This is a genomic window from Erwinia sp. STN24, assembly GCF_041320675.1.
Lineage (GTDB): Bacteria > Pseudomonadota > Gammaproteobacteria > Enterobacterales > Enterobacteriaceae > Erwinia > Erwinia aeris.
Window position 1 is genome coordinate 84,235 of record NZ_JBGGPM010000007.1, and the last position, 23,820, is coordinate 108,054.

The following is a 23,820-nucleotide window of genomic DNA, read 5'->3' on the forward strand; positions in this document are numbered from 1 at the left end:
AAATCAGGAGAATAAGTCATGGTGCTGATGATCGTCAGCGGGCGTTCTGGTTCCGGTAAGTCCGTCGCGTTGAGGGCGCTGGAGGATATGGGCTTCTACTGCGTGGATAATCTGCCCGTGGTGCTGCTGCCGGAGCTGGCCAGGTCACTGGCGGATCGTAACATCTCGGCGGCCGTCAGTATTGACGTGCGCAATATGCCAGAGTCGCCGGAAATCTTTGAGAAAGCGCTGACCGGCCTGCCCGACAGCTTTTCGCCGCAGCTGCTGTTCCTGGATGCCGATCGCAATACGCTGATCCGGCGCTACAGCGATACCCGACGCCTGCATCCGCTTTCCAGTAAAAATCTTTCGCTGGAAAGCGCCATCGATGAAGAGAGCGATCTGCTGGAGCCGCTGCGCTCGCGTGCGGATCTGATCGTCGATACCTCCGAGATGTCGGTGCACGAGCTGGCCGAAATGCTGCGCACGCGCCTGTTAGGCAAGCGGGAACGTGAACTGACGATGGTGTTTGAATCCTTCGGCTTCAAGCACGGTATTCCGATCGATGCCGATTACGTGTTCGACGTCCGCTTTCTGCCGAACCCGCACTGGGATCCGAAATTGCGGCCGATGACGGGGCTGGATCGTCCGGTGGCCGCTTTCCTGGATCGTCATACCGAAGTGCACAATTTTATCTATCAGACGCGCAGCTATCTTGAACTCTGGCTACCGATGCTGGAAACCAACAACCGCAGCTATCTTACCGTGGCGATTGGCTGTACCGGCGGCAAGCATCGCTCGGTTTATATTGCCGAACAACTCGCTGACTATTTCCGCTCGCGCGGCAAGAACGTGCAGTCCCGTCATCGTACTCTGGAAAAGCGCAAATCATGACCGTCAAACAAGTGGTTGAGATCAAAAACAAGCTGGGTATGCACGCCAGACCGGCGATGAAGCTGTTTGAACTGGTGCAAAGCTTTGATGCCGAGGTGCTGCTGCGCAACGAGAGCGGCACGGAAGCGGAAGCCAGCAGCGTTATTGCACTGCTGATGCTGGATTCGGCGAAAGGCGGACAGATTGAGATTGAAGCCAGCGGGCCGGAAGAAGAAAAAGCGCTGGCGGCGGTGATCGAACTCTTTAACGCTGGCTTCGACGAGGATTAATCAGCCGCTCAGACGCGCTCAGCGCCCCTGAGCGCGGTTCTTGACCCTCAAGCGTACCGTTCCTCTCGGCGGCGCTTATTACGCCCCTGAGCGCTGTCCTTGCTCGTGATGCTCTGCACACACTTATGCACCTCTAAGCACGGTGCTTTCTCCACAGCGTACCTTTTCCTCTTGGCATGGCTTATTACTCCCCTGAGCGCTGTCCTTGCTCGTGATGCTCTGCACACACTTATGCGCCCCTGAGCATGGTTATTTCTTTCAGGCTACCTTTCTGTCAGCGTAGCTTATGCGCGTTCAGAAAACCTTCTCCGCCCAGCTGGCGCATCTGGCGTAAGATCCACTGCTGCCGCTGGCGCACATAGGCCGACGGCGCGTCGGCGCGAAAACGGATCGGGTTCGGCAACACGGCCGCCAGCAATGCCGCTTCCGCCATTGTCAGGCGACTGGCGGGCTTATGAAAATAGCGTTGCGATGCCGCTTCCACGCCAAATACGCCCTCGCCGAACTCCGCTACGTTCAGATAGACCGTCAAAATGCGCCGTTTTGTCCACACGGTTTCGATCGCAACCGTCAGGCCCGCTTCCAGTCCCTTACGTATCCAGCTGCGCCCGTCCCATAAAAAAACGTTCTTTGCGGTCTGCTGCGATAGCGTAGAAGCGCCGCGCATGCGGGTCTCTTCACCATCCAGCACCGACTGGATCGCCTGTACGTCAAATCCCCAGTGGTCGGGAAATTTTTGATCCTCTGAGGCGATAACCGCCAGCGGCATCCAGGGAGAGATATTTTTCATCTCTACCCAGTCTGAATGCGCGACATAACGGAAATCGCCGCTCAGCCAGGCGCCAATCTGCCTTTCTGCCATCACGGCAGAGAAAGGGACGGGCAAAAAAGAAAAAAGTAGGATCCCGGCGATCGCGATCCCGGCCAGGCCGATCGTCACTCGTAACGCCCAGGTTTTTAGCCGCTGTCCGCTGGTTTTTTTGCGCTGCTTCATTAACATTTATCCATAATGATCTTATGAATTCCTGTAACAGGAACCCGTTCGTACAATGTAAAAAAGCGATGCGGGGCGCAACGCATTTGACTTAATGTAAACGTTTGCATGCGCTTACAACTTGAAGCACTTTGTAAATGTATTAAGTGCTTCAATCACTTCCGCGCATTCGGAATCGGTTCCATGCCGTAAACGAACCTGTAGCGATGAAGAAACAATCAACGCGGTCCGTCCGCGCAATGCCAGCCAATTCATTCATGAACCTTATAAATTGCGTGAGTTAGCTTTTGCTAATTTTATCTTAAAGGCCCCTCAGAATGGCTGTGGGCCCAGGTTATGCTTTTGGGGTTGGTGAGCGAAAATTGCGCCTTAAGTTAAAAGGATTACGATAAAAACATGTTTATTAATCGTTAATTCCTTCCAATATCACTTTCCATTTTGTTGTACCGTGCGGTTTCACAAGAGAGACACCAATCTCACAAAAAGAACATGTTTTACATGGAGTTAAATATTTGCCAGGCGAGGTGAAATTCTTTTAGCATCACTGCTAGCGATCAATGGAACCGGTTACCTGAATACGTCAATCAAAACCGGACAAAAACTGGCACAATTGTACAATTTTTGCGCAAGATCGCGAATAAATTCATTCCGTGCTTGACTGTATCATCAAATTAATGTTTTCTGTCTGGAAACGCTGCTCCACATCACACATTTTAATGAATCTTGTAACATGTGATGGGAGTTTTGCTAAGGTAGTTCCTGAGCGTTTTACCCAATACCGCGCCTGCGCTTCGATACTCTTACTTTAAGAACAGCGTAGGCCTCAAGTTTCCCTGGTGTTGGCGCAGTATTCGCGCACCCCGGCCTCGGTCGGGGTCATTTTTTTTGGGCCTTTGATACCCATTCCCGCAGTACCGCAACGTCGTTACGCCACTCGTGTTTCAGCTCGTCAATCCACTCCTGCACATTGTCCCACCACGCCGGTAGCTCAGGGCTTTGGATCTGTTTCGCCAGCTGCTGTAAATGGACCAGACCAACCGATCCCGCCGCGCCCTTGATCTTGTGCCCTTCTTCCGCAATGCCTTTTTGATCGCGCGCGGTCATGTTCAAATCCAATACTTCCAGATAACCTGGCATCATCTTTTCAAACATTTCCAGACTCTGCACAATCAGCTGCGGCCCAACCAGCTCGATATACTGCTCCAGCATGGTGATATCCAGCAGCACGGGCGCGTCAGAGTGAGAAGCTTCCGCCGGCTCGTCCTCCTGCTCCTGGTAGTCCCAGTACTTCTGGATAATGGCGGTCAGCGCCGGTACCGCCAGCGGTTTACTCAGCACGTCGTCCATGCCCGCGTCCAGATACTCTTTTTTATCTTTAAGCACGTTAGCGGTGAGCGCCACCAGCGGCGGCAGCTGTTGATGGCCGTAGCGCCGATGGATTTCCCTCGCCACGTCAAGGCCGGTCATATCCGGCAGCTGAATATCCAGCAGCACCAGGTCAAACTCTTCGGGATCGAACATCGTCAGCGCTTCTGCGCCCGTCATGGCCACTTCAACGCTGTTGCCCAGCTTCTCCAGTACCGAACGCGCTACGACCACGTTCAGCTCGATATCCTCAACCAGCAGGACGTGCAGCGCCGGTAGCGGCATATCGTCCGCAGGCTGCTCGGCCTCATGCTGCGTCACGACGCGCGGCGCATTAACCGTCAGCGTAAAGCAGGAGCCCTTACCGGGCGCGCTGCGCACGCTGATATCTCCGCCCATGCTCTGCGCCAGACGACGCGAAACCGCCAGCCCAATGCCGGTGCCGGTCGCCGGTTTGCCGCCATGCTGATCTTTCACCTGATAATACATGGCGAAGATTTTGTCCTGCTCATCCTGCGGGATCCCCATGCCGGAATCTTCCACCTCAAAGCGCAGACAATCCTCGCCCTGATAGGCCACCCGCACGATAATGCTGCCCTGCTGGGTAAATTTCACTGCGTTACCGATCAGGTTCCACAGGATCTGACGCAGCCGCGTGCCGTCGGTGATAATTTTATGCGGCAGCGGCGGATGGGCGTCGAGCACGAACTTCAGTCCTTTCGGCTGGGCCAGCAGGCCGGAGAGATTCTCCAGATCCGCCAGGAAGCCGGTAAAATCAACCGGCTGGTTATCCAGCTGCACCTTGCGGCGCTCGATCTTATCCATTTCGATAACGTCATTGAAAATATTGCCCAGCGTGATGGCCGAGACGTGGATGGTTTTTAGGTATTTCAACTGCTCCGGATTCAGCTCGGTATCCAGCAGGATACGGCTCAGACCGACGATGCCGTTAAGCGGCGTACGAAGCTCGTGGCTGATCGTAGAGATAAAGGTGGTCTTTTCCCTGCTCGCGTTCTCTAAAGCGTCCTGATAGCGTTTACGCTCGGTTATATCGCGTCCAAAGCCCATCAGCCCGCTGCGTTTACCTACGCGGTCGTAATAAGGCACTTTACGGATCTCAAAGCAGGCCTTGCGGCCATCGGGATACTGCAGCCACTGCTCGTAGGTCAGCGAAACGTTGTGGCGAAAGACCTTCTCGTCCGTTTCCAGCACTTTGGTGGCGGCATCACGATCGTAGACATCGTGCGGCGTCAGGCCGATAAGCTGCTTCTCGCTTTTGCCCGTCAGCAGCTCCATGGCCCGGTTGCAGCCGGAAAACTGCTGATCGATATTGCGGTAGAACACCAGATCGGGCGAGGCGTCCAGAAACGAACGCAGGAAAGAAGACTGCTGCTCCAGCTCAATCTGCGCCTGCTCGCGCCTGGTCATCTCTTCCGTCAGTTTGTCCATCACCTGCAGGCGCGCTTTTTCCGCCTTGATACGATCGGCGATCTCCTGATTGAGCTGGGTAATGTTCTCCTTCATCTGCTGGTTTAGCTCCAGATCGCGATGGCGCATCTCTTCAAGCTTATCCACCAGGCGCGCCAGGCGCTGCCGCGACTCCTCCAGCTGCTCAACCACCACCGACAGGAAATAGACGGCCCATGGCGTTATCAACAACCCGAAAAAGACCGAGCGAACCATATCGATGCTTTCTACATGTCCGCGCAGCACCATCGTGACCGCCATCTGCACGATCATTGCCAGCACCACCAGCGCAGAAGCCAGCAGCAAAGAAAAGCGCACCAGCCCCAGCTTCACCATTAAATCGACGTAGTACTGGGCTAACAGACGAATTTGTTTCATAAAAGGTCCCTTCGAGAGCAATACCGTCAATCATACCGCAAAAGCTTAAAAGACAAAGGTCACGGCCCCCTGCGCAGGCTGCACCACTGCGGTGCAGCCTGAAAGCAATGCCACGATTGACGTTCCGCGCGCCTGTCAAAAGACAGGTCAGTATCGTCTCCGGCCATCCGCTAAGCCTGCCGCCATTTAGCGCTGGGAAAGCATGACCGTCTGGCGAACACCGCCGCTGTTTTGCGCTATTAAGCGTGACCGCGACCCGCGCGGTCGTTGACTTTGGTTACCAACAGACTTTGTAACAGCGGTACAGGGTATACGCGGTTGAGCGCCATCGGTACGCGAAAAGTGATGTTTAACCTGTGCATAGCCCGTTTTGCCTTAAGTGCATTATCCGTTTTTGCAATTCATAGCGATAAGCGCCTGCCGCCGCGCTTTCGCCTGAAACGCAATGAATAAAAATTCACATTAAACGTGGATGCAATCAAAACCAGCCTGATTAATTTTACTAATGATGCACGGGGGTTTAATTCAAATAAGCCTCCCCGTTAAAAACAGCCGCTTTCAATGATTAAGGCTACTTTATTAGCATTTTCTGCTGGCAATACCCCCAGCACCAGCATGGTGCAGAGATTTGCGCCCTGCACTACAGTGAGACAGTTCACACTTCCCGGGGGATAAATGACGAAACTATACACAGAAAAAATCGTTATAAAATATTTAAAAACAATAACTTACTTAAAAGACACCTCTACAAAGCCCCTCTAAGCACGCTATTTGACCTGAGTACGCTTTCCCGATAAGTTGGAATTTCGCTGGAAGCGTTCCTGACGGGCCAGTGTCTCGGCATATCTATGCAGCAAGAAGACTCCCCAGGCTTTCTCCTCTCAGAGACCCGGAAAATAACGAGCAGCTCCCTTCAGCATGGCCTGAAGAGAACATGCCCGGCGCACAGTCGCCCACTTAAAAGCAGTCAGGAAAAAAACGATACAGAGCCAGGGGAGTCTTCTCCATTGCATTCTGTGCCTGAAATAACGTAGGTAATGTCAAAGAAGTCAGGAGGTCTGCCATGTCCAATCCAAAAGCGTTTCCCTATGGTCTGTATGACCCATCGAAAGAAAACGACAGCTGCGGCGTCGGTTTCATTACCCGTAAGGACGGCGAGCAGACCCATGAAATTCTTCAGATGGCGCACAGCGCGCTCTGCACCGTGCCGCATCGCGGCGGCATGTCTGCCGAGGGCGTAGGCGACGGCGCAGGTGTTAACGTTGATATTTCACTGCACTTTTTCCGCAAAATTACCGGCATGCCGCTCAATTCCGGTCGCTTTGGCGTCGGTAACTTTTTCGTGCCGAAAGACGATGCGCTGCGCGCCAACGCCGAAGGGCTGGTAGAAGAGACGCTGGCCGCACACGGGCTGGAGGTGATCCTTAAGCGCGAGCTGCCGCTGGATACCAGCGTATTGCGTCCGGCCGCCCTTCAGTTCCAGCTGCCTATCGTTCAGTGGATTTTTAACGCGCCTGCCGATGTGGCAGACCAGACCGCCTTTGAAAAACGTATTTATCGCGCCCTGCTGGCTATCGAAGCGCGCGCCTTTACCGAAAGCGAATTCGGCGGGCTTTACCCGCTTTCTCTTTCGTCACGTACCCAGGTGTTCAAAGCGCGCCTGAACTCCAATGAAGTGATCCCCTATTTCAAAGATCTGACCGATCCGGATCACCAGGTGCGCGGCCTGTTTTTCCATACCCGTTTCTCGACCAATACCGATCCGCATACCACAATGGCTCAGCCGTTCCGCCTGATGGCGCACAACGGCGAGCTGAACACAGATCGTAAAAACCGCATCGCCGAAGCCGCGCTGGCGCTGGCTCGCGGCAAGAAGATCGTCCGGCCGAAGGGGCAGTCCGACAGCTCGCGTCTGGATCAAAGCATCCACAGCCGTCTGATGGAAGATAACCTCGATTTAATCAACGCCGTGGTTTCAATGATGCCGCCCGCGTGGGAAAACGACGATACGCTGTCGCCGGAAGTGCGCGCTATGCTGGAGTATTTCTCGCTGTACGAAGAGAAAAACGATGGCCCGGCCGCGCTGATTTTCGGCAACGGCGACGTCATCGGCGCGCGTCTGGATCGTCTTGGCCTGCGACCGCTGCGCTCGGTGGAAACCGCCGAGTATATCGGCGCGATGTCCGAAGCCGGCCAGATCGCCTTCCCGCCGGAGAGCGTGCTGCGTCGCGGCCGTATCGAAGCGGGCGGGATGCTCTATTACGATCACAGCGAAAAGCGCAGCTACACCACCCTGGAGGCGCTGGAAAAACTGGCGGCGGAAAAAGATTATCCGACGCTGCTGGCGCAGGCGCGCGTAACGCTGAGCGATCTGCCTGTGGTGCCGGCGGAAATTCAGGGTTCGCCTTTGCGCTACAGCGGCAACCTGAAAACCTATCAGCGCTTTGTGGCCTATTACTACAACCAGGAAAGCTTCAAGTTCATGATGGATCCGATGCTGGCGACCGGCGCGGAGAAAATTTCCGCCATGGGCTACGGCAACGCCATCAACGGGCTTTCCGATCATGAAGGCGGCATGGCGCACTACTTCTCGCAGCGTTTTGCGCAGGTAACCAACCCGCCGCTGGACTCCATCCGCGAAGTGGACGGCATGACGCTGCGCGTCGCGCTGGGCGCCAAGCCGCATCTGGGCCGCAGCAAAGGCCGGCAGATTATCGTGCCGACGCCGATCCTGACGCATCTGGATATGTTGCAGCTGCGCGAGCAGGACGTGGCGCCATACGCCCGTTTCGATATGCTTTATCGTCCGGTCGTGGGCAGCGATGCGCAAAGCCGTGCCGATAACGCCGCCGCGCTGGAGCAGGCCATTGACGATCTGGCGCAGCAGGTGGTGGATTTTGCCCGCGAACAGGGCGGGATCGCGGTGCTGACCGACCGTCATATCTCGAGCGAGCGCGCCGCCATACCGATGCTGCTGGTGGTTTCCGCCATTAACCAGCGTCTGGTGCAGGAAGGCCTGCGTCTGGACGTGTCGCTGGTGGTCGAGAGCGGACAGAGCATCTCTTCGCACCATATCGCCGCCGCGCTGGGCTTTGGCGCGTCCGCTATCTATCCACTTGGCGTGCAAATGCGCGCCGAGGAGAAATATGGCGAAGGCGAAGAAGGCAACAAAGCCTTTAAGCGCTATGCCAAAGCGGCTGAAAAAGCGCTGATGAAAACCATGGGCAAGGTTGGCCTCTGTACGGTTGAAAGCTACAGCTGCGGCGAATTCTTCGAGCCTAACTTCCTGGATACGGAAGATCGGGTGCTGAAGAAATATTTCCCGAATATCAAAACGCCGGTCGGCGGCGCGGGCTTCGCCACTATCGCGCAAATGGCCGTGGACTGGCACCAGAGCGCGCTGAGAATTCAGGGCGAATCAGAGGTGCCGCTGCTGGGCCTGTTTAAAGAGCGTGCCGAAGGCGCGGGTCACTCTTACGGCACTATCGCGGTGCGGACGTTTATCGATATGACGGAGCAGCCGCTGCGCTTTGTCGACAAGCCGCGTGAAGAAGATGAGTTTATTCGTCTGCTGACGCTGGCCCGTCTGGATAACGCTTTTAATATCAAGCCGGACTCCTTCGCCGACAGCAGCTTTAAGCGTATCCCGAATGCGACCATCGACAGCTTTACCATCACGCAGGACTACCGTGAGTTCTCCAGCCAGATGCAGGAAGAGCGTAAACGTCGTCCGGCGGCGCTGCGCGATATCCTGACCTTCCCGGCGGATCTGACCCACGTGGACAGCGAAGCGGAGTTTTCGCGCAAGCTGGGCCGTTACTCGCTGATCAACAACGGGTTTGCCGTGCGCGGCCTGCTGTGCGAAGCCACTGACGGCAGCGAAGGCCGCTTTACGCTGCGGCTTTCCGACACCATCAAGGGGCTGAAAACCGAGGTGGAACGTCTTTCCGCCCTGCTGGGCGCGCTGAAAGGCCGTTTCGCCGACGAGATCGCCAGCGGTGAAGTCACGGCGAACGGTCTGCATATTATTGCCAGCGGCAAAGCGGCGGACTATCTGTCGCGTATGTTTACCACGTCGCCTTCGCTGCCGTTAAGCGAAGTGCAGCCGGCCAGCGAAATCACCCGCACCTTTGCTTCCGGCGCAATGAGCCACGGCGCGCTGGTGGCCCCGGCCCATGAGGCGGTGGCGCACGGCACCAATATGGTCGGCGGCATGAGCAACTGCGGCGAAGGCGGCGAGCACTATTCGCGTCACGGCACTATCCGCGCTTCGCGCATCAAGCAGCTGGCCTCCGGTCGTTTCGGCGTTTGGGCAGCCTACCTGGCGGATCCGATGCTGGAAGAGCTGGAAATCAAAATCGGCCAGGGCGCCAAGCCCGGCGAAGGCGGTCAGCTGCCTGCGGCCAAAGTCACCGTGGAGATCGCGGCAGCGCGCGGCGGTACGCCTGGCGTGGAGCTGGTTTCGCCGCCGCCACACCATGACACCTATTCCATCGAGGATTTGGCGCAGCTGATCCACGACTGTAAAGCGGCGCGCGTGCGCGTTATCGTCAAGCTGGTGTCGTCTGAAGGCATCGGCACCATCGCCGTCGGCGTGGCGAAAGCGGGCGCGGACGTGATTAACGTGGCGGGCAACACCGGCGGCACCGGCGCGGCTTCGGTCACCAGCCTGAAATATACCGGCCGCGTGGCGGAAATCGGCATCGCGGAAGTGCATCAGGCGCTGTGCGCCAACGGCCTGCGTGACAAAGTGCTGCTCCGCAGCTCCGGCGCGCAGCAAACCGGCAGCGACGTGGTGAAATCCGCGCTGTTGGGCAGCGACAGCTTCGAATTCGGCACCACGGCGCTGATGATGCTGAAGTGCGTAATGGCGAAAAACTGCAACGTGAAATGCCCGGCCGGTCTGACCACCAACGCCGAAGCCTTTGACGGCGATCCTCGCCAGCTGGCGCAGTATTTTATGAACGTGGCGCATGAAGTGCGTGAGATCCTGGCGCGTCTTGGCCTGCGTTCGCTGCGCGAAGCGCGCGGCCGTTCCGATCTGCTGCACCTGATGGATCACCCGCTTGAAGTCGGCAAGCTGGATCTGCGCGCCATGCTTACCGTGGTGCCGGAAATCAAAATCATGCAGCCGGTCTATCTGGAAAAAGATTACGAGCTGGACGATGGCTGGATCGCACAGGTAGAGCGCGAGCTGGCAACGGCAAGCGTTATCGAACTGGGCAACGGCATCACGCTGAACAACCGCAACAAAAGCGTCGGCGGCCAGCTGGCTATCGATATCGAACGCCTGCTGAACCATAAGCTGAGCAAAGCGGAACTGGCGGCGATGCCTGCCGCGCTGGCCGACGATCGGGGCCGCCACTATCTGGCGCCGGAAACGGTGAAGATCGCCACGTCCGGCTCGGCCGGGCAGTCCTACGGCGTCTTCTGCAACGACGGCATGCAGCTGCGCCATCGCGGCACCTGTAACGACGGCGTGGGCAAAGGCCAGTGCGGCGGCGAAATCGTGGTGATGTCGCCAGGCGGCGGCTCGCAGGATGCGGAAGGCAACGTATTAATCGGTAACTTCGCGCTGTTCGGCGCCACCGGCGGCCGACTGTTCGTTCAGGGACAGGCGGGCGACCGCTTCGCCGTGCGTAACTCCGGCGCCACGGCGGTAGTCGAAGGCGTGGGCGATTTCTGCTGCGAATATATGACCAACGGCGCGGTGCTGAACCTGGGCACCTTCGGCACCGGCTTCGGCAACGGCATGAGCGGCGGCTTCGCTTATCAGTACGACCCGTACCGCAAGCTGGCGAGCCATGCGGCAGGCGACTCCGTGCTGTTCGGCTCCATCACGGATAACGACGAGATGGCCAGAACCCACAAAGATGCGGTGCTGACCATGCTGCGCTGGCATCTTGCGGCGACCGGTTCGCCGCGTGCGGCCTGGCTGCTGACGCACTGGGAAACCGAGTGCCAGCACTTTGTCTACGTGATGCCGCGTTCGCTGCTGCTTTATCAGGACAGCAAGGAAATCCTCAAGGCGAAAGCGCGTAAGGATCTGCTGGAAGAGCTGTCTACCGCGATGGCCGCCCACCAGGTGGCGAAGTTTAAAGCCGCCTGGCGGAACAAATCCGCTATCGCCAACGGCGCGGTGCCCGCTTACGGCGCGACCGATACGCCGGAGATGTTTGTCCTGCTGAACAACTACACCGTGCTCAGCTTTGCGCAACAGCTCGCGCTTTCACGCCTGCCGAAAGGCACCTCGGTGAATAACGTCGCCGTGGAAAAAGCGGTACGCAACCTGCTGATGACGGAAGATTTCGCGCTGGTCAGCAAGCTACAGCGTCATGCGCGCTCGGCAATTGAAAACTACAGCGATGACGAGCTGGCCTGTCTGATTGCCGCCAAACGCATGGCGGATTACAAAGCGGCGCTGACGCAGCGCAATATCCGCTCGATGGATAGCCTGGCGACCTATGGCTGGATTATCTATCAGGATGCGCGCAACCGCGAAGTGTTGGGAGGACTGCCGGACTTTGAGGAGCTGTTCGCCCGCGCCGCGCTGCCGGAGATTGCTGCTGCCGTCGGGAAACTCTCCTGACGACCGGCTCCTGTTTATATGACGGATCGAGTAAAGAAAACAGATGAAAATTCCTTACATTCCTGAAGACGCGCCGTTTAACGGCGAGCAGAAATACTGGCTGGCGGGTTTCCTTGCCGGATTACATTCACGTCTGCTGGTGCTGGAAGAGCGCCCGCAGGCCGACAGCGGCACCGGCGCGGCGGCCACCACGCAGCTGCATATTCTGTTCGGCTCGCAAACCGGCAATGCGGAAGCGCTGGCGCAGAGCGCGGCGAAAGCCGCCCGCGACAGCGGGCTGGTGCCGGTGGTACAGGCGCTGGGCGAAGTGGACATTGAGATTTTCGCCTCGATGCGGCACGTGCTGGTGATCACCTCAACCTATGGCGAAGGCGAAATGCCGGATAACGCCCAGCTGTTCTGGCAGGCTATCTCCGCCAGCACCGCGCCGCGTCTTGAGCAGATGAACTTCGCCGTGCTGGCTATTGGCGATACCGGTTATGACGGCTTCTGCCAGGCGGGTAAATTTATCGATATGCGCCTGGAGCAGCTGGGCGCGAAGCGTCTTTACGATCGCATTGACTGCGATATTGACTATGAAGAGCCTTCGCACCAGTGGCTGACCGCCTCTATGCCGCAGTTTGCCGCCAGCGCGGGCAGCAGCGGCAAAGCGCTGGAAAACCGTCCCGAAGCGCCGGTTATTCCGGGCAGCAACAAGCAGAATCCTTATGCGGCCGCGCTGGTTACCAACCGACGTCTGTCAGGGCCAGATTCTGATAAAGATATCCGCCACTATGAGTTCGATCTCACCGATAGCGGCCTGAAATATGAAGCGGGCGATGCGCTGGGCGTTATCCCGGTTAACGACCCGACGCTGGTTAGCCTGCTGCTGGCACAGCTGAAGGCAGACTACGATACGCCGGTATCCGGCTATGACCGCAGCCTGGGCGATCTGCTGACCTATCAGTTTGAAATTTCCGAACCTTCACGCAAGCTGATTGAGTGGGTAGGCCAGAACACCACCAACCAGGAGCTGCGTCACGTGCTGCAGCATGACGATAAAGATGCCATGGGCGTCTGGCTGTGGGGCAAAGATTCGCTGGATCTGCTGCAGCTGGAGCTGGCGCGTTCTATCGGCATTCCTGAGTTTGTGGCGCTGCTGCGTCCGTTGCAGCATCGCGCCTATTCCATCTCGTCCAGCTCGAAGGCGCATCCAAACCAGGTGCATCTCACTATCGCTTCGGTGCGCTATCACAGCGCGGGTCGCGCGCGCAGCGGCGTCTGTTCCACCTATCTGGCGGAACGCGTGGGTCGGGGCGAAAAACCGTCGATCTTTATTTCGCCTAACAAAGCTTTTCGCGTTCCCGCAGACGGCAATACGCCGCTGATTATGGTTGGCCCCGGCACCGGCATCGCGCCCTTCCGCGCCTTTTTGCAGGAGCGTGAGGCAACCGGCGCTAAAGGTAAAAACTGGCTGTTCTTTGGCGACCAGCGCCTTGAGCATGACTTTATCTATCGCGACGAGCTGCTGAACTGGCAGGAAAAAGGCGTGTTGAACCGTCTGGATCTGGCCTTCTCGCGCGATCAGGCGAAAAAAATCTACGTGCAGAACCGTATGATGGAACAGGGCGCGGAGCTGTATGCGTGGCTACAGGAAGGCGCCTGTTTTTACGTCTGCGGCGATGCGTCACGAATGGCCAAAGATGTGGATAAAGCGCTGTACGAGGTTATTGCCCAGTTCGGCGGCCTGTCGGCAGAGCGCGCGGCGGACTATATCGATCAGCTGAAGAAAGAGAAACGCTACCTGCGCGACGTCTATTGATCCCCACGGCTGGCTGGGCAGCCGCTCAGCCAGCCGTTTCTCTCTGCTCTTCCGTAAGATATCTCACCACGACAGCGGGATTACCTGCTGCAACCGCGTAGTCCGGGACGCTGGTTCTTACCACGCTGCCCGCGCCAATCACCGCATGTCGCCCCACCGTGACGCCAGGCAGAATAATGGCATTCATGCCGATCCAGCTGTGTTCCTTGATCAGTACCGGCCTGACGGGCGTTCTCGCGGCCTCGTCGTCCGTCCCGCGAGCAAGCAGCGGATGACCGCTGCTGTCCATCAGCGTGACGCCTGGCCCAAAGGTTACATGATCCTCAACCGTCACGTTCTGCCAGGCGATAATGGCGGTTCCCTGCAGCACGCAGCCGGCACCGATAATAATTTTCCCCGCCTCAAAGCCGTTACGCTTCACCAGCGTCAGCTTAACCCGCCCGCAGTGAAAGGCTACCCGGTCCAGCGACTCCAGATAAGCGCCCTCGCCCAGCGAAATGCAGCGGGAAAAATCCGCCAGATCGATATAGTCTTTGTGGTACGTTTTATCTTTTACCCAGGTGAGCGTAATATCAGGCTCGCCAGAGAAACTCACCCCTTTAGCTACCGAAGAACAGTGTTTAAAAGCGGTCGATTCAGGCGTGATAGAGATATTTTCGTATAAAGGCATCGTTTTCTTCCCGGTTTTGATCGGCATAGTGGCGGATAACTTTATTTAGCGAAAACTTGCTTTCGCCCAGATCGCAGCCATAAAAAGCGGTCTGCCAGAGCTGATATTTCTGATGAATTTTCTTGCCGGCAATTTCCGATTCGTTTTTATGGTCCGCAATCTGTTTTTGATGCGGGCAGTGTACCGAACATATTTCCCGGTCAACGATAAATCGGTTATTTTGTAAAAACAGCCGCACGCCTAAATCCACATCTTCACCGCCCCAACCGTTAAAATCCTCATCAAACAGCCCGGCTTTTATCAGCGCCTGGCGCTCCGCCGAGACGTGGCACGTCCAGAAAATATCAAAGGGCGCGGGCCAGGAAGAAATATTATAGCCCAGCTCGTTATACTGCTGTTGTCGAATATCTTCTGCCTTCATCTCTTTAAAAAAGTTTACGGAAGCGCCGACATCCTCTGCACGAATAAAAGCATCCAGATCGGCCAGCATGGCGTCCGGCATTTCAAAACCGTAGACGTAGCCGATGCAGACGCCCGGCGTGCGGCTTTTCCGATGAATGCCGAGGTGCTTTTCCAGCGCGTCCTGCCGCAGCAGCACGCCGGAATCAATCAGCACGATATAGTCGCCTTCCGCCGCCGTAATACCGATGTTCCGCGCCTTTCCCGCGCGAAAACCGTTGTCGTACTGCCAGTAATAGCGAATATTCAGGCAGTCCTGATAGTCCTGACAAAGCTGACCGGTATTATCGCTACCGCCGTCATCCACGACGATAACTTCAAAAAAACGTTTATCCAGCGTTTGCCGCATCAGCGCCTGTAGCGTTTTATTCAGCAATGCTTCTCGGTTATAGGTGGGTATAACTACGCTTACGGCTATTTCCATTCGCTGTATTCCTTAGCGCGCCACAAATCACCTGACAGTGAGTCAGTCAGAAAACATAAACAATAATTAACCTTTCCGTCTATTTCAATAATGTTAATTAAAGGAAATAATATTTATTGCTGTTTTTTGATAATGATCAATTGAATAATAAAAGTAATAACGCATAAGGAACACAGAAAAGAGTAATTAAGGAAACTACTGTAATTTATTTTCTGAATAATCGTTTCTCAACAAGATAAAAAAAGCGAATATTTTCAGAAAATTCTGGAGCGAAATTTAATTTATTGTTGATTACCAGACATAAAAAAACCGGCCCTGTTCGGGGGCCGGTTTCGCTGTTACGTCTACTTCACCACGCGCAGCGCCGGGCGTCCGCCACGCGGCGGCGGCTCGTCATTGCCGTCATCATCCTGACCACTGTCGTCAGGGCGATCGCCGTCAATAACCGACATCACCGTTTCCGGTGACTCATCCTGCGCCGTAGCCGGGTTATATTCGCCCGCCTCTTCGTAGGCCGGTTCAGGCTCGAACATCGTGCCCGCGCCGTTTTCACGCGCGTAGATAGCCATTACGGCCGCCAGCGGCACCGAAACCTGACGCGGGACGCCGCCAAAGCGCGCGTTAAACGTCACCTCGTCGTTACCCAGCTCCAGATTGCCTACGGCACGAGGCGCAATATTCAGCACGATTTGACCGTCGCGTGCATACTCCAGCGGCACCAGCACGCCGGGGAGGTTGATATCCACCACCAGATGAGGCGTCAGCTGGTTGTCCAGCAGCCACTCGTAAAAGGCTCGCAGCAGATAGGGACGACGTGCGGTAAGTTGCGACATTTCCATATCAGCCCCGCGTATGCAGGCGCATTTCCCGTTCTGCTTCCGTCAGAGAAGCCAGGAAGGAATCACGTTCGAACACGCGCGTCATATAGCCCTTCAGCTCTTTCGAGCCGGCGCCGATCAGCTCGATGCCCATCTGCGGCAGACGCCACAGCAGCGGCGCCAGGTAGCAGTCTACCAGGCTGAATTCTTCGCTCATAAAGAAAGGCGTACGAGAGAACAGCGGCGCAATCGCCAGCAGCTCTTCGCGCAGCTGTTTGCGCGCGGCTTCCGCTTCCTGCGCCGTGCCGTTTTCCACTTTACGCATCAGGCTGTACCAGTCCTGCTCGACGCGATGCATCATCAGGCGGCTTTCGCCACGTGCGACCGGGTAGACAGGCATCAGCGGCGGATGCGGGAAACGCTCATCAAGGTATTCCATGATGATGCGGGATTCATACAGCGTCAGTTCACGATCGACTAACGTAGGAACGGTACGGTACGGATTGAGGTCAATCAGATCCTGGGGCAGGCTATCCATTTCTACCTGCTCGATCTCTACGCTGACACCCTTCTCCGCCAGCACAATACGCACCTGATGGCTAAAAATGTCAGTCGGACCAGAAAACAGCGTCATTACCGAACGTTTGTTGGCAGCGACAGCCATGTAAACCTCCAAGTTTATCCAGAAAATTACTGCGCAAGCCCGCCACACGGCGACCAGACGGCTAAATTGCCCCGGCTAACCCGGACGACGCTTCGTCTGTGCAGCCGCCCGGCTAATAGGCACAAAGTGTCACTCAGTTTACCAGATTTTAGCCAGCTTGTGGGGCAGGAATACGGATTTGACGGGAAAATGACAGAGCCCGTCGCGTTTTTACGAGCCAGGCCGAAAATCAGGCAAGAAAAAACCCGGTGCAGGCACCGGGTTTTTCGATAATCGATTCTGCAAGCGCAGAATAAATTAACGCTTGGAGAACTGTGGACGACGACGTGCTTTACGCAGACCGACTTTCTTACGTTCAACCTGACGGGCATCACGGGTAACGAAGCCTGCTTTACGCAGTTCGCCACGCAGTGACTCGTCATATTCCATCAGCGCGCGGGTGATACCGTGACGGATCGCACCAGCCTGACCAGAAATACCACCACCTTTAACGGTGACGTACAGATCGAATTTACCGACCAGGTCCAGCAGTTCCAGCGGCTGGCGAACTACCATGCGGGCAGTTTCGCGACCGAAGTACTGTTCCAGAGAACGCTGGTTGATAACGATGTTACCACTGCCCGGCTTGATAAATACGCGAGCGGTAGAGCTTTTGCGGCGACCAGTGCCGTAGTTTTGATTCTCAGCCATTGCCTGTAATCCCGATTAAATGTCAAGAACTTGCGGTTGCTGTGCCGCATGGTTGTGCTCGTTGCCCGCGTAAACTTTCAGTTTACGGTACATAGCACGACCCAGCGGGCCCTTTGGCAGCATGCCTTTAACCGCGATTTCAATCACACGCTCAGGACGGCGAGCAATCATCTCTTCGAAGGTCGCTTGCTTGATACCACCGATGTGGCCAGTGTGATGATAGTAAATCTTATCGGTACGCTTGTTGCCGGTTACAGCAACTTTGTCAGCGTTCAGAACGATAATGTAATCACCGGTATCTACGTGCGGAGTATATTCCGCTTTATGCTTACCGCGCAGACGACGAGCCAGCTCAGTCGCTAAACGACCTAAAGTTTTGCCCGTTGCGTCAACAACATACCAGTCACGTTGGACGGATTCTGGTTTAGCTGTAAAAGTTTTCATCTAAAAGCTTACCCAAATTAAGTTACACGTTGGTGAAATCCCAAACGCTTGAATAAACGGTTGAGGCTCACACGACCATCTCGACCAGCAAGCCCACCCCTTCGGATAGAGTTACTGGAACACAAAGAGTTTTGGGAAAAAAACCTTTGCTGTAACGTGGGGTCGCAAGATTATAGAGAAGTCGCCCGCAAAGCGCGACCCCTTTTTACAATTAAATGCGTCCCGACGCCGGGAAATTTAACGACTCATGGCAGGTGCGGCAGTCGGAGATACTCTTCGCTTTGCATCTCCTGCAGCCGTGAAACGCAGCGCTGATATTCAAACTTCAGCCGCGCGCCCTGATAGATTTCGTACAGCGTAGCCTCCGCCGAGACGACCAGCTTAACATGCCGTTCGTAAAACTCATCCACCAACGCTAAAAAACGTCGCGCCTGGTCTTCGGTTTTGTAGATCATCACCGGCACGTTAAACAGCAGCACGCTGTGAAAACGGCGCGACAGCTCAATATAGTCGTGCTGGCTGCGCCCTTCGCCGCACAGCGTCAGGAAATCCATCGCCACCACGCCTTCTGCCACGCCCAGCGTCGGCATCTTACGATGGTTGATCTCCAGCACGGGCTTATCGCTGCGATCGCTGCCGGCCAGCGCAACAAACATGCGGTCCATCTCTTTCGTGGTCGCCTCATTCAGCGGCATCATCCACAGATGGGCAGACGTCAGCGTGCGCAGGCGATAGTCGATGCCCGCATCCACATTCATCACGTCACAGTGTTGCTTTATCATCTCTATGGCTGGCAGAAAGCGTGCCCGCTGCAGGCCGTTGCGATACAGATCGTCCGGCGGAATGTTAGAGGTGGCGACCAGCGTGATCCCTCTGGCGAACAGCGCCTCCATCAGCGTGCCCAGCAGCATGGCATCAGTGATATCGGAAACGAAGAACTCATCGAAACAGAGCAGATCCGTTTCGCTTTTAAAGCGGTCAGCCACGATCTGTAAAGGATCGCTGTGGCCCTGAAGGCCCGTCAGCTCTTCATGCACGCGCAACATAAAACGATGGAAGTGCAGCCGCTGCTTGCGCTCGCCAGGAATTGCCTGAAAAAACATGTCCATCAGCCAGGTTTTGCCCCGGCCGACGCCGCCCCACATATAGAGGCCGCGAACAGGCGTCTGCGGCTCGTTTTTGCCTTTTCCCATGAGCTTATTCAGCCGGCCAAACAGCCCTTTGGTTGGGGCGGCGGCGGCGGGTTCGCGCCGGCTCAGCGCCTGATAAATCCCATCCAGGCGGGTAACGGCTTCACGTTGAATATCATCAGGTTGATACTCGCCGTTTTCAAGCGCCCGTTGATAAAGCGCAAGAGGAGACTTCGTTTGCATAGATTCCCATTCCCTGAATTATTCGGTGCGTCAGGTGATTGATTGTCGAAAAAAAGGCCGTTCTACACTAAGCGATGCAGCCGCAGGATTCCACTTCCATGAGATTAGCGGTTATAGTGGCTGTTAACGGACTGGCATAAGGCCAGAGGTTTTTACGGAACGATGAAGACAACACGGGAGTTATTATGACCTGGGAATACGCGCTTATTGGCCTGGTAGCGGGAGTAATTATCGGTGCGCTGGCGATGCGTTTTGGTAACAAGAAACTGCGCGAGCAGCGCAGCCAGCAGTACGAACTGGAAAAAACCAAAGCCGAACTGGCTGATTATCGCGAAGAGCTGACCAGCCACTTCGCGCAGAGCGCTGAGCTGCTGGATAATATGGCGCGCGACTACCGCCAGCTTTATCAGCATATGGCGAAAGGTTCCAACGACCTGCTGCCGAACCTGCCGGGCGAAAAAAATCCGTTTGCTTATCAGCTGACCGAATCGGAAGCGGATAACGATCAGGTGCCGGTGCAGATGCCGCGTGATTACCCTGACAGCGCTACCGGCCTGCTGCGCGGCGAGCGTACGGCGCACGAGAAATAGAACGGACGCGTCCTGTGGTAAAGGGGGCGTTAATCGCCCCTTTTTACTCTTCTGACCCTTGTGTCCTGGCTTCGTCCCGGATGCTCTCCCCCACTTTTTGCGAGTCTTAGCGATGAAGAAATCATTACTGTTGAGCGCATTAGCCCTGAGTATCAGCATGGGTTCAGCTCCGGCGGCGCAGGCCACGCTACCGGCACAAATTCAGGGGCAGCCGCTGCCCAGCCTGGCGCCGATGCTGGAAAAAGTGCTGCCTGCGGTGGTCAGCGTCCACGTGGCGGGCACGCAGCCGACGCAAACGCAGGAAATTCCCGAGCAGCTGAAACGCTTTTTCGGGCAGGAAGGTCAGGACGGCGGCGACAGCAGCCAGCCTTTTGAAGGCCTGGCGTCCGGCGTGGTCATTAACGCCGAAAAGGGCTATATCCTTACCAATAATCATGTGGTTAACGGCGCGGATAAAATCAGCGTCCAGCTGAGCGACGGCCGGGAATTTGACGCTAAGCTTATTGGCCACGACGAACAGACCGATATCGCGCTGATCCAGGTCAGCGGCGCCAAAGGCCTGACGCAGGTGAAAGTGGCCGATTCCGACCAGCTGAAGGTCGGCGACTTCGCGGTGGCGATCGGCAATCCGTTCGGCCTTGGCCAGACGGCCACATCCGGCATCGTGTCGGCGCTGGGACGCAGCGGGCTGAATCTGGAAGGGCTGGAAAACTTTATTCAGACCGATGCGGCGATCAATCGCGGCAACTCCGGCGGCGCGCTGGTTAATCTTAACGGCGAACTGATCGGCATTAACACCGCTATTCTCTCTTCTGCCGGCGGCAATATCGGTATCGGCTTCGCTATTCCGGGCAATATGGCGATGAATCTGGCGCAGCAGCTGATCGAGTTTGGCGAGGTGAAACGCGGCCAGCTGGGTATTAAAGGCACGGAGATGACGGCGGAGATGGCGAAAGCCTTTAACGTTGACGCCCAGCGCGGCGCTTTCGTCAATGAAGTGCTGCCAGGCTCGGCGGCGGCTAAAGCCGGCATCAAAGCGGGCGATATTATTACCTCGCTGGATGACAAGCCGGTGGAAAGCTTTGCCGCGCTGCGGGTGAAAATTGGCACCACCGCGCCGGGCAAAGAGGTGAAGGTAGGCCTGCTGCGCGACGGCAAGCCGCAGACGCTGACCGTGAAGCTGGATAACAGCACCCAAACCGCCAGCACAGAGCTGCTGAACCCTGCGCTACAGGGCGCGACCTTGAGCGACGGCGCGGCGAAAGACGGCACCAAAGGCGTCAGCGTGGACAGCGTCGATAAAGGCACGCCGGCCGCGCAGTTCGGCCTGCAAAAAGACGATATTATCGTCGGACTTAACCGCACCCGCGTTGAAAATCTTGCCGACCTGCGCAAGCAGCTGGCGGCAAAACCTTCGCTGCTGGCGCTGAATGTTATCCGCAACGGCGAAAGCCTCTACCTGCTTTTACGCTAAAACTTCGGGCGGACACCTGCGCGTCCGCCCGACTCATGTTATCCTGCCCATCGTCTATTCATTCATCAGTTAAAGCCATGTTTCCTAAACTTATGCGTTCAGTGCTTCTTGGCCTGGTGGTAGCGGGCCTGCTGCTGGTCGCGCTGCCCGCGCTGCGCATCGGCAATAATTTTTTTACGCTAAAAGATGACAGCGCCAGCCAGAAGCCCGTCAGCTATAACGACGCCGTGCGCCGCGCCGCGCCTGCGGTGGTGAACGTCTATAATCGCAGCGCCAACGCGTCGGCCCATAACCTGGAAATCCGCACGCTGGGCTCGGGCGTGATTATGGACGGGCGGGGCTATATCCTGACCAACAAGCATGTGATTAACGATGCCGATCAGATTATCGTCGCGCTGCAGGATGGCCGAATTTTTGAAGCCATGCTGGTAGGCTCGGACAGCCTGACCGATCTGGCCGTGCTGAAGATCACCGCTTCCGGCCTGCCGGTTATTCCTGTTAATCCTAAGCGAGTGGCGCATATCGGCGATCTGGTGATGGCGATAGGCAACCCTTACAACATTGGCCAGACGGTTACGCAGGGCATCATCAGCGCGACCGGCCGCGTAGGCCTCAGCCCTTCCCGTTATCAGAACTTCCTGCAAACCGATGCCTCTATTAATAAAGGCAACTCCGGCGGCGCGCTGATTAACTCACTGGGCGAACTGATGGGCATTAACACGCTGTCGTTCGATAAAAGCAACGATGGCGAAACGCCGGAAGGCATCGGTTTTGCCATCCCTACCGCGCTGGCGGCGAAAATCATGGACAAGCTTATCCGCGACGGCCGCGTTATCCGTGGGTTTATCGGCATCAGCGGACGTGAAATTCCGCAAATGCATGGCCAGAACGGCAGCATCGATCACGTTCAGGGCATTGTGGTGACCAACGTGGCGCAGGGCGGGCCGGCGGCGAAAGCAGGCCTGCAGGTGAACGACGTCATCGTCAGCGTGAACCATAAGCCTGCGGTTTCCGCGCTGGAAACCATGGACCAGGTGGCGGAAATCCGTCCGGGAACGGCGATTGACGTGGATATTTTGCGTAACGATCGCAAGATGACGCTGCAAATTACCGTACTGGAATATCCGGGCAGCTAAACGGCAAGGGCCAGCGAAAGCTGGCCCTGAGTGGCTTACTTCACGAACTCTTCGCCCTGAGCGATATCTTTCTTCAGCGTCTCCAGCATGTTCTGTAGCGCCTGCTCTTCAAACGTACTCAAAGCGCCGATGGGCTTACGCTCCGCAACGCCGTTTTTCCCCAGCAGCAGCGGCTGAGCGAAAAAGCGAGCATGCGCGCCGTCGCCTTCAACGTAGGCGCACTCCACCACGTTGCTTTCACCCTGTAGGGCACGCACCAGCGACAGACCAAATTTCGCTGCCGCCTGGCCCATTGACAGCGTGGCAGACCCGCCGCCGGCTTTTGCCTCGACCACTTCTGTACCCGCGTTCTGGATACGTTTAGTCAGATCGGCCACTTCCTGATCCGTAAAGCTTACGCCCGGCACCTGCGACAGCAGCGGCAGGATAGTGACGCCGGAATGGCCGCCAATCACCGGCACGTTCAGCGCCGCCGGATCTTTGCCCTTCAGCTCGGCGACAAAGGTATTGGAGCGGATAATATCCAGCGTGGTCACGCCGAACAGTTTGTTCTTGTCATAGACGCCGGCTTTTTTCAGCACCTCAGCAGCAATAGCCACGGTGGTATTAACAGGGTTAGTAATGATGCCGATCAGCGCTTTTGGACAGGTAGCAGCGACCTGCTCAATCAGATTGCGCACGATACCGGCGTTAACATTAAACAGGTCTGCGCGGTCCATACCAGGCTTACGCGCTACGCCTGCGGAGATCAGGACTACGTCAGCGCCCTGCAAGGCTGGCGTCGCGTCTTCACCGCTAAAGCCTTTGATTTTCACCGCAGTAGGGATGTGGCTCAGATCGACAGCCACGCCGGGCGTCACGGGAGCGATATCGTACAGTGAGAGATCTGAACCTGCCGGAAGCTGGGTTTTAAGCAGAAGAGCAAGGGCCTGGCCAATGCCGCCAGCCGCGCCGAGAACTGCAACTTTCATCCTAAACTCCTTATTATTTTGAGGGGGAAGTGCCGTGGAATCATTTGCTTATGAGCATATCTGACCTGCGAGGCCTGAGCGACAGCATTTACCCTCATGCACGACGGCGCATCATACAGGATAAAGCGACAGAGACTGACCGCAATATGCCCGGTAAGGCCATTCGAGGCTGCAGGCAACGCGGTCAACGTTACACTACACCGTTAATACTTAGCCAAACAACATCAATTTTATAACAATCTGTTCACTTATTGTGCGCGACGTCGCGGAATAAGGCGAATTTTTCACGGCCGCGATCTGGCAACGAACGTTAACAGGGTGTAAAAAAGAGGCTTAATTTGCATAAAAATGCAAAAAAGTGCATAATAAGA

At 56.2% G+C, this 23,820-nt stretch carries 17 protein-coding genes; 7 read left to right on the top strand and 10 right to left on the bottom strand.

All coding sequences use genetic code 11. The features are described 5' to 3' along the window. The first annotated feature begins 18 nt into the window (after nucleotides 1-18). Together rapZ and npr are read left to right on the top strand one after the other, a co-directional pair. Nucleotides 19-873, top strand: coding sequence for an RNase adapter RapZ (gene rapZ, locus ACA373_RS19545; protein WP_125287083.1), 855 nt, complete (start codon nucleotides 19-21; stop codon nucleotides 871-873). Continuing rightward, nucleotides 870-1,142, top strand: coding sequence for a PTS phosphocarrier protein NPr (npr, locus tag ACA373_RS19550; protein ID WP_125287082.1), 273 nt, complete (start codon nucleotides 870-872; stop codon nucleotides 1,140-1,142). Before rapZ ends, npr begins: the two co-directional genes overlap by 4 nt. 274 nt (nucleotides 1,143-1,416) lie before the next feature. Here the strand turns inward: npr and mtgA are convergent, their stop codons facing one another. Beyond that, entirely contained in the window at nucleotides 1,417-2,136 is a 720-nt protein-coding gene (mtgA, locus tag ACA373_RS19555; protein ID WP_301729949.1) for a monofunctional biosynthetic peptidoglycan transglycosylase, read from the bottom strand. Between the two features lie 876 nt (nucleotides 2,137-3,012). After that, complete coding sequence (gene arcB / locus ACA373_RS19560) at nucleotides 3,013-5,346, bottom strand: aerobic respiration two-component sensor histidine kinase ArcB (RefSeq protein ID WP_253457859.1); 2,334 nt, start codon at nucleotides 5,344-5,346, stop codon at nucleotides 3,013-3,015. 1,063 nt (nucleotides 5,347-6,409) lie between these two features. Between arcB and ACA373_RS19565 the strand changes: the two genes are divergently transcribed. Next, nucleotides 6,410-11,935, top strand: coding sequence for a glutamate synthase-related protein (locus tag ACA373_RS19565; RefSeq protein WP_370734978.1), 5,526 nt, complete (start codon nucleotides 6,410-6,412; stop codon nucleotides 11,933-11,935). 43 nt (nucleotides 11,936-11,978) lie between these two features. After that, nucleotides 11,979-13,736, top strand: a complete 1,758-nt coding sequence (locus ACA373_RS19570) for a sulfite reductase subunit alpha (RefSeq protein WP_253457853.1) — start codon at nucleotides 11,979-11,981, stop codon at nucleotides 13,734-13,736. A 25-nt stretch (nucleotides 13,737-13,761) separates the two neighbouring features. Here ACA373_RS19570 and ACA373_RS19575 read toward each other — a convergent pair whose 3' ends face one another. The 7 genes from ACA373_RS19575 to zapE all read right to left on the bottom strand — a co-directional run bounded on the left by ACA373_RS19575 (nucleotide 13,762) and on the right by zapE (nucleotide 19,278). Beyond that, nucleotides 13,762-14,406 (bottom strand): DapH/DapD/GlmU-related protein, encoded by a 645-nt coding sequence (locus tag ACA373_RS19575; protein WP_369896362.1) that lies wholly within the window; start codon nucleotides 14,404-14,406, stop codon nucleotides 13,762-13,764. Beyond that, nucleotides 14,372-15,289 (bottom strand): glycosyltransferase, encoded by a 918-nt coding sequence (locus ACA373_RS19580; RefSeq protein ID WP_370734979.1) that lies wholly within the window; start codon nucleotides 15,287-15,289, stop codon nucleotides 14,372-14,374. The genes ACA373_RS19575 and ACA373_RS19580 overlap by 35 nt, the downstream gene beginning before the upstream one ends. A gap of 344 nt (nucleotides 15,290-15,633) precedes the next feature. After that, a complete protein-coding gene (gene sspB / locus ACA373_RS19585) occupies nucleotides 15,634-16,128 on the bottom strand; it encodes a ClpXP protease specificity-enhancing factor (RefSeq protein ID WP_253457846.1) in 495 nt (164 codons plus the stop codon). A gap of 1 nt (nucleotide 16,129) precedes the next feature. Beyond that, complete coding sequence (sspA, locus tag ACA373_RS19590) at nucleotides 16,130-16,771, bottom strand: stringent starvation protein SspA (RefSeq protein WP_125287075.1); 642 nt, start codon at nucleotides 16,769-16,771, stop codon at nucleotides 16,130-16,132. Between the two features lie 297 nt (nucleotides 16,772-17,068). Continuing rightward, a complete protein-coding gene (gene rpsI / locus ACA373_RS19595; RefSeq protein WP_125287074.1) occupies nucleotides 17,069-17,461 on the bottom strand; it encodes a 30S ribosomal protein S9 in 393 nt (130 codons plus the stop codon). A 15-nt stretch (nucleotides 17,462-17,476) separates the two neighbouring features. Then, nucleotides 17,477-17,905: a 50S ribosomal protein L13 gene (gene rplM, locus ACA373_RS19600; protein WP_125287073.1), complete on the bottom strand. Its 429-nt coding sequence runs from the start codon at nucleotides 17,903-17,905 to the stop codon at nucleotides 17,477-17,479. A gap of 245 nt (nucleotides 17,906-18,150) precedes the next feature. Next, the gene (gene zapE, locus ACA373_RS19605) at nucleotides 18,151-19,278 is read right to left on the bottom strand and encodes a cell division protein ZapE (RefSeq protein ID WP_369896361.1); all 1,128 of its coding nucleotides are present in this window, start codon (nucleotides 19,276-19,278) and stop codon (nucleotides 18,151-18,153) included. Between the two features lie 185 nt (nucleotides 19,279-19,463). On the opposite strand from zapE, the gene zapG reads away from it, so the two are divergent. The 3 genes from zapG to degS all read left to right on the top strand — a co-directional run bounded on the left by zapG (nucleotide 19,464) and on the right by degS (nucleotide 22,478). Next, nucleotides 19,464-19,868, top strand: coding sequence for a Z-ring associated protein ZapG (gene zapG, locus ACA373_RS19610; protein ID WP_125287071.1), 405 nt, complete (start codon nucleotides 19,464-19,466; stop codon nucleotides 19,866-19,868). Between the two features lie 112 nt (nucleotides 19,869-19,980). Then, a complete protein-coding gene (gene degQ, locus ACA373_RS19615) occupies nucleotides 19,981-21,342 on the top strand; it encodes a serine endoprotease DegQ (RefSeq protein ID WP_253457839.1) in 1,362 nt (453 codons plus the stop codon). A 77-nt stretch (nucleotides 21,343-21,419) separates the two neighbouring features. Beyond that, nucleotides 21,420-22,478, top strand: a complete 1,059-nt coding sequence (degS, locus tag ACA373_RS19620; protein ID WP_253457837.1) for an outer membrane-stress sensor serine endopeptidase DegS — start codon at nucleotides 21,420-21,422, stop codon at nucleotides 22,476-22,478. Nucleotides 22,479-22,513: 35 nt separating this feature from the next. On the opposite strand, the gene mdh is transcribed toward degS, so the two are convergent. Continuing rightward, a complete protein-coding gene (mdh, locus tag ACA373_RS19625; RefSeq protein WP_253457834.1) occupies nucleotides 22,514-23,449 on the bottom strand; it encodes a malate dehydrogenase in 936 nt (311 codons plus the stop codon). Nucleotides 23,450-23,820: the final 371 nt, after the last annotated feature.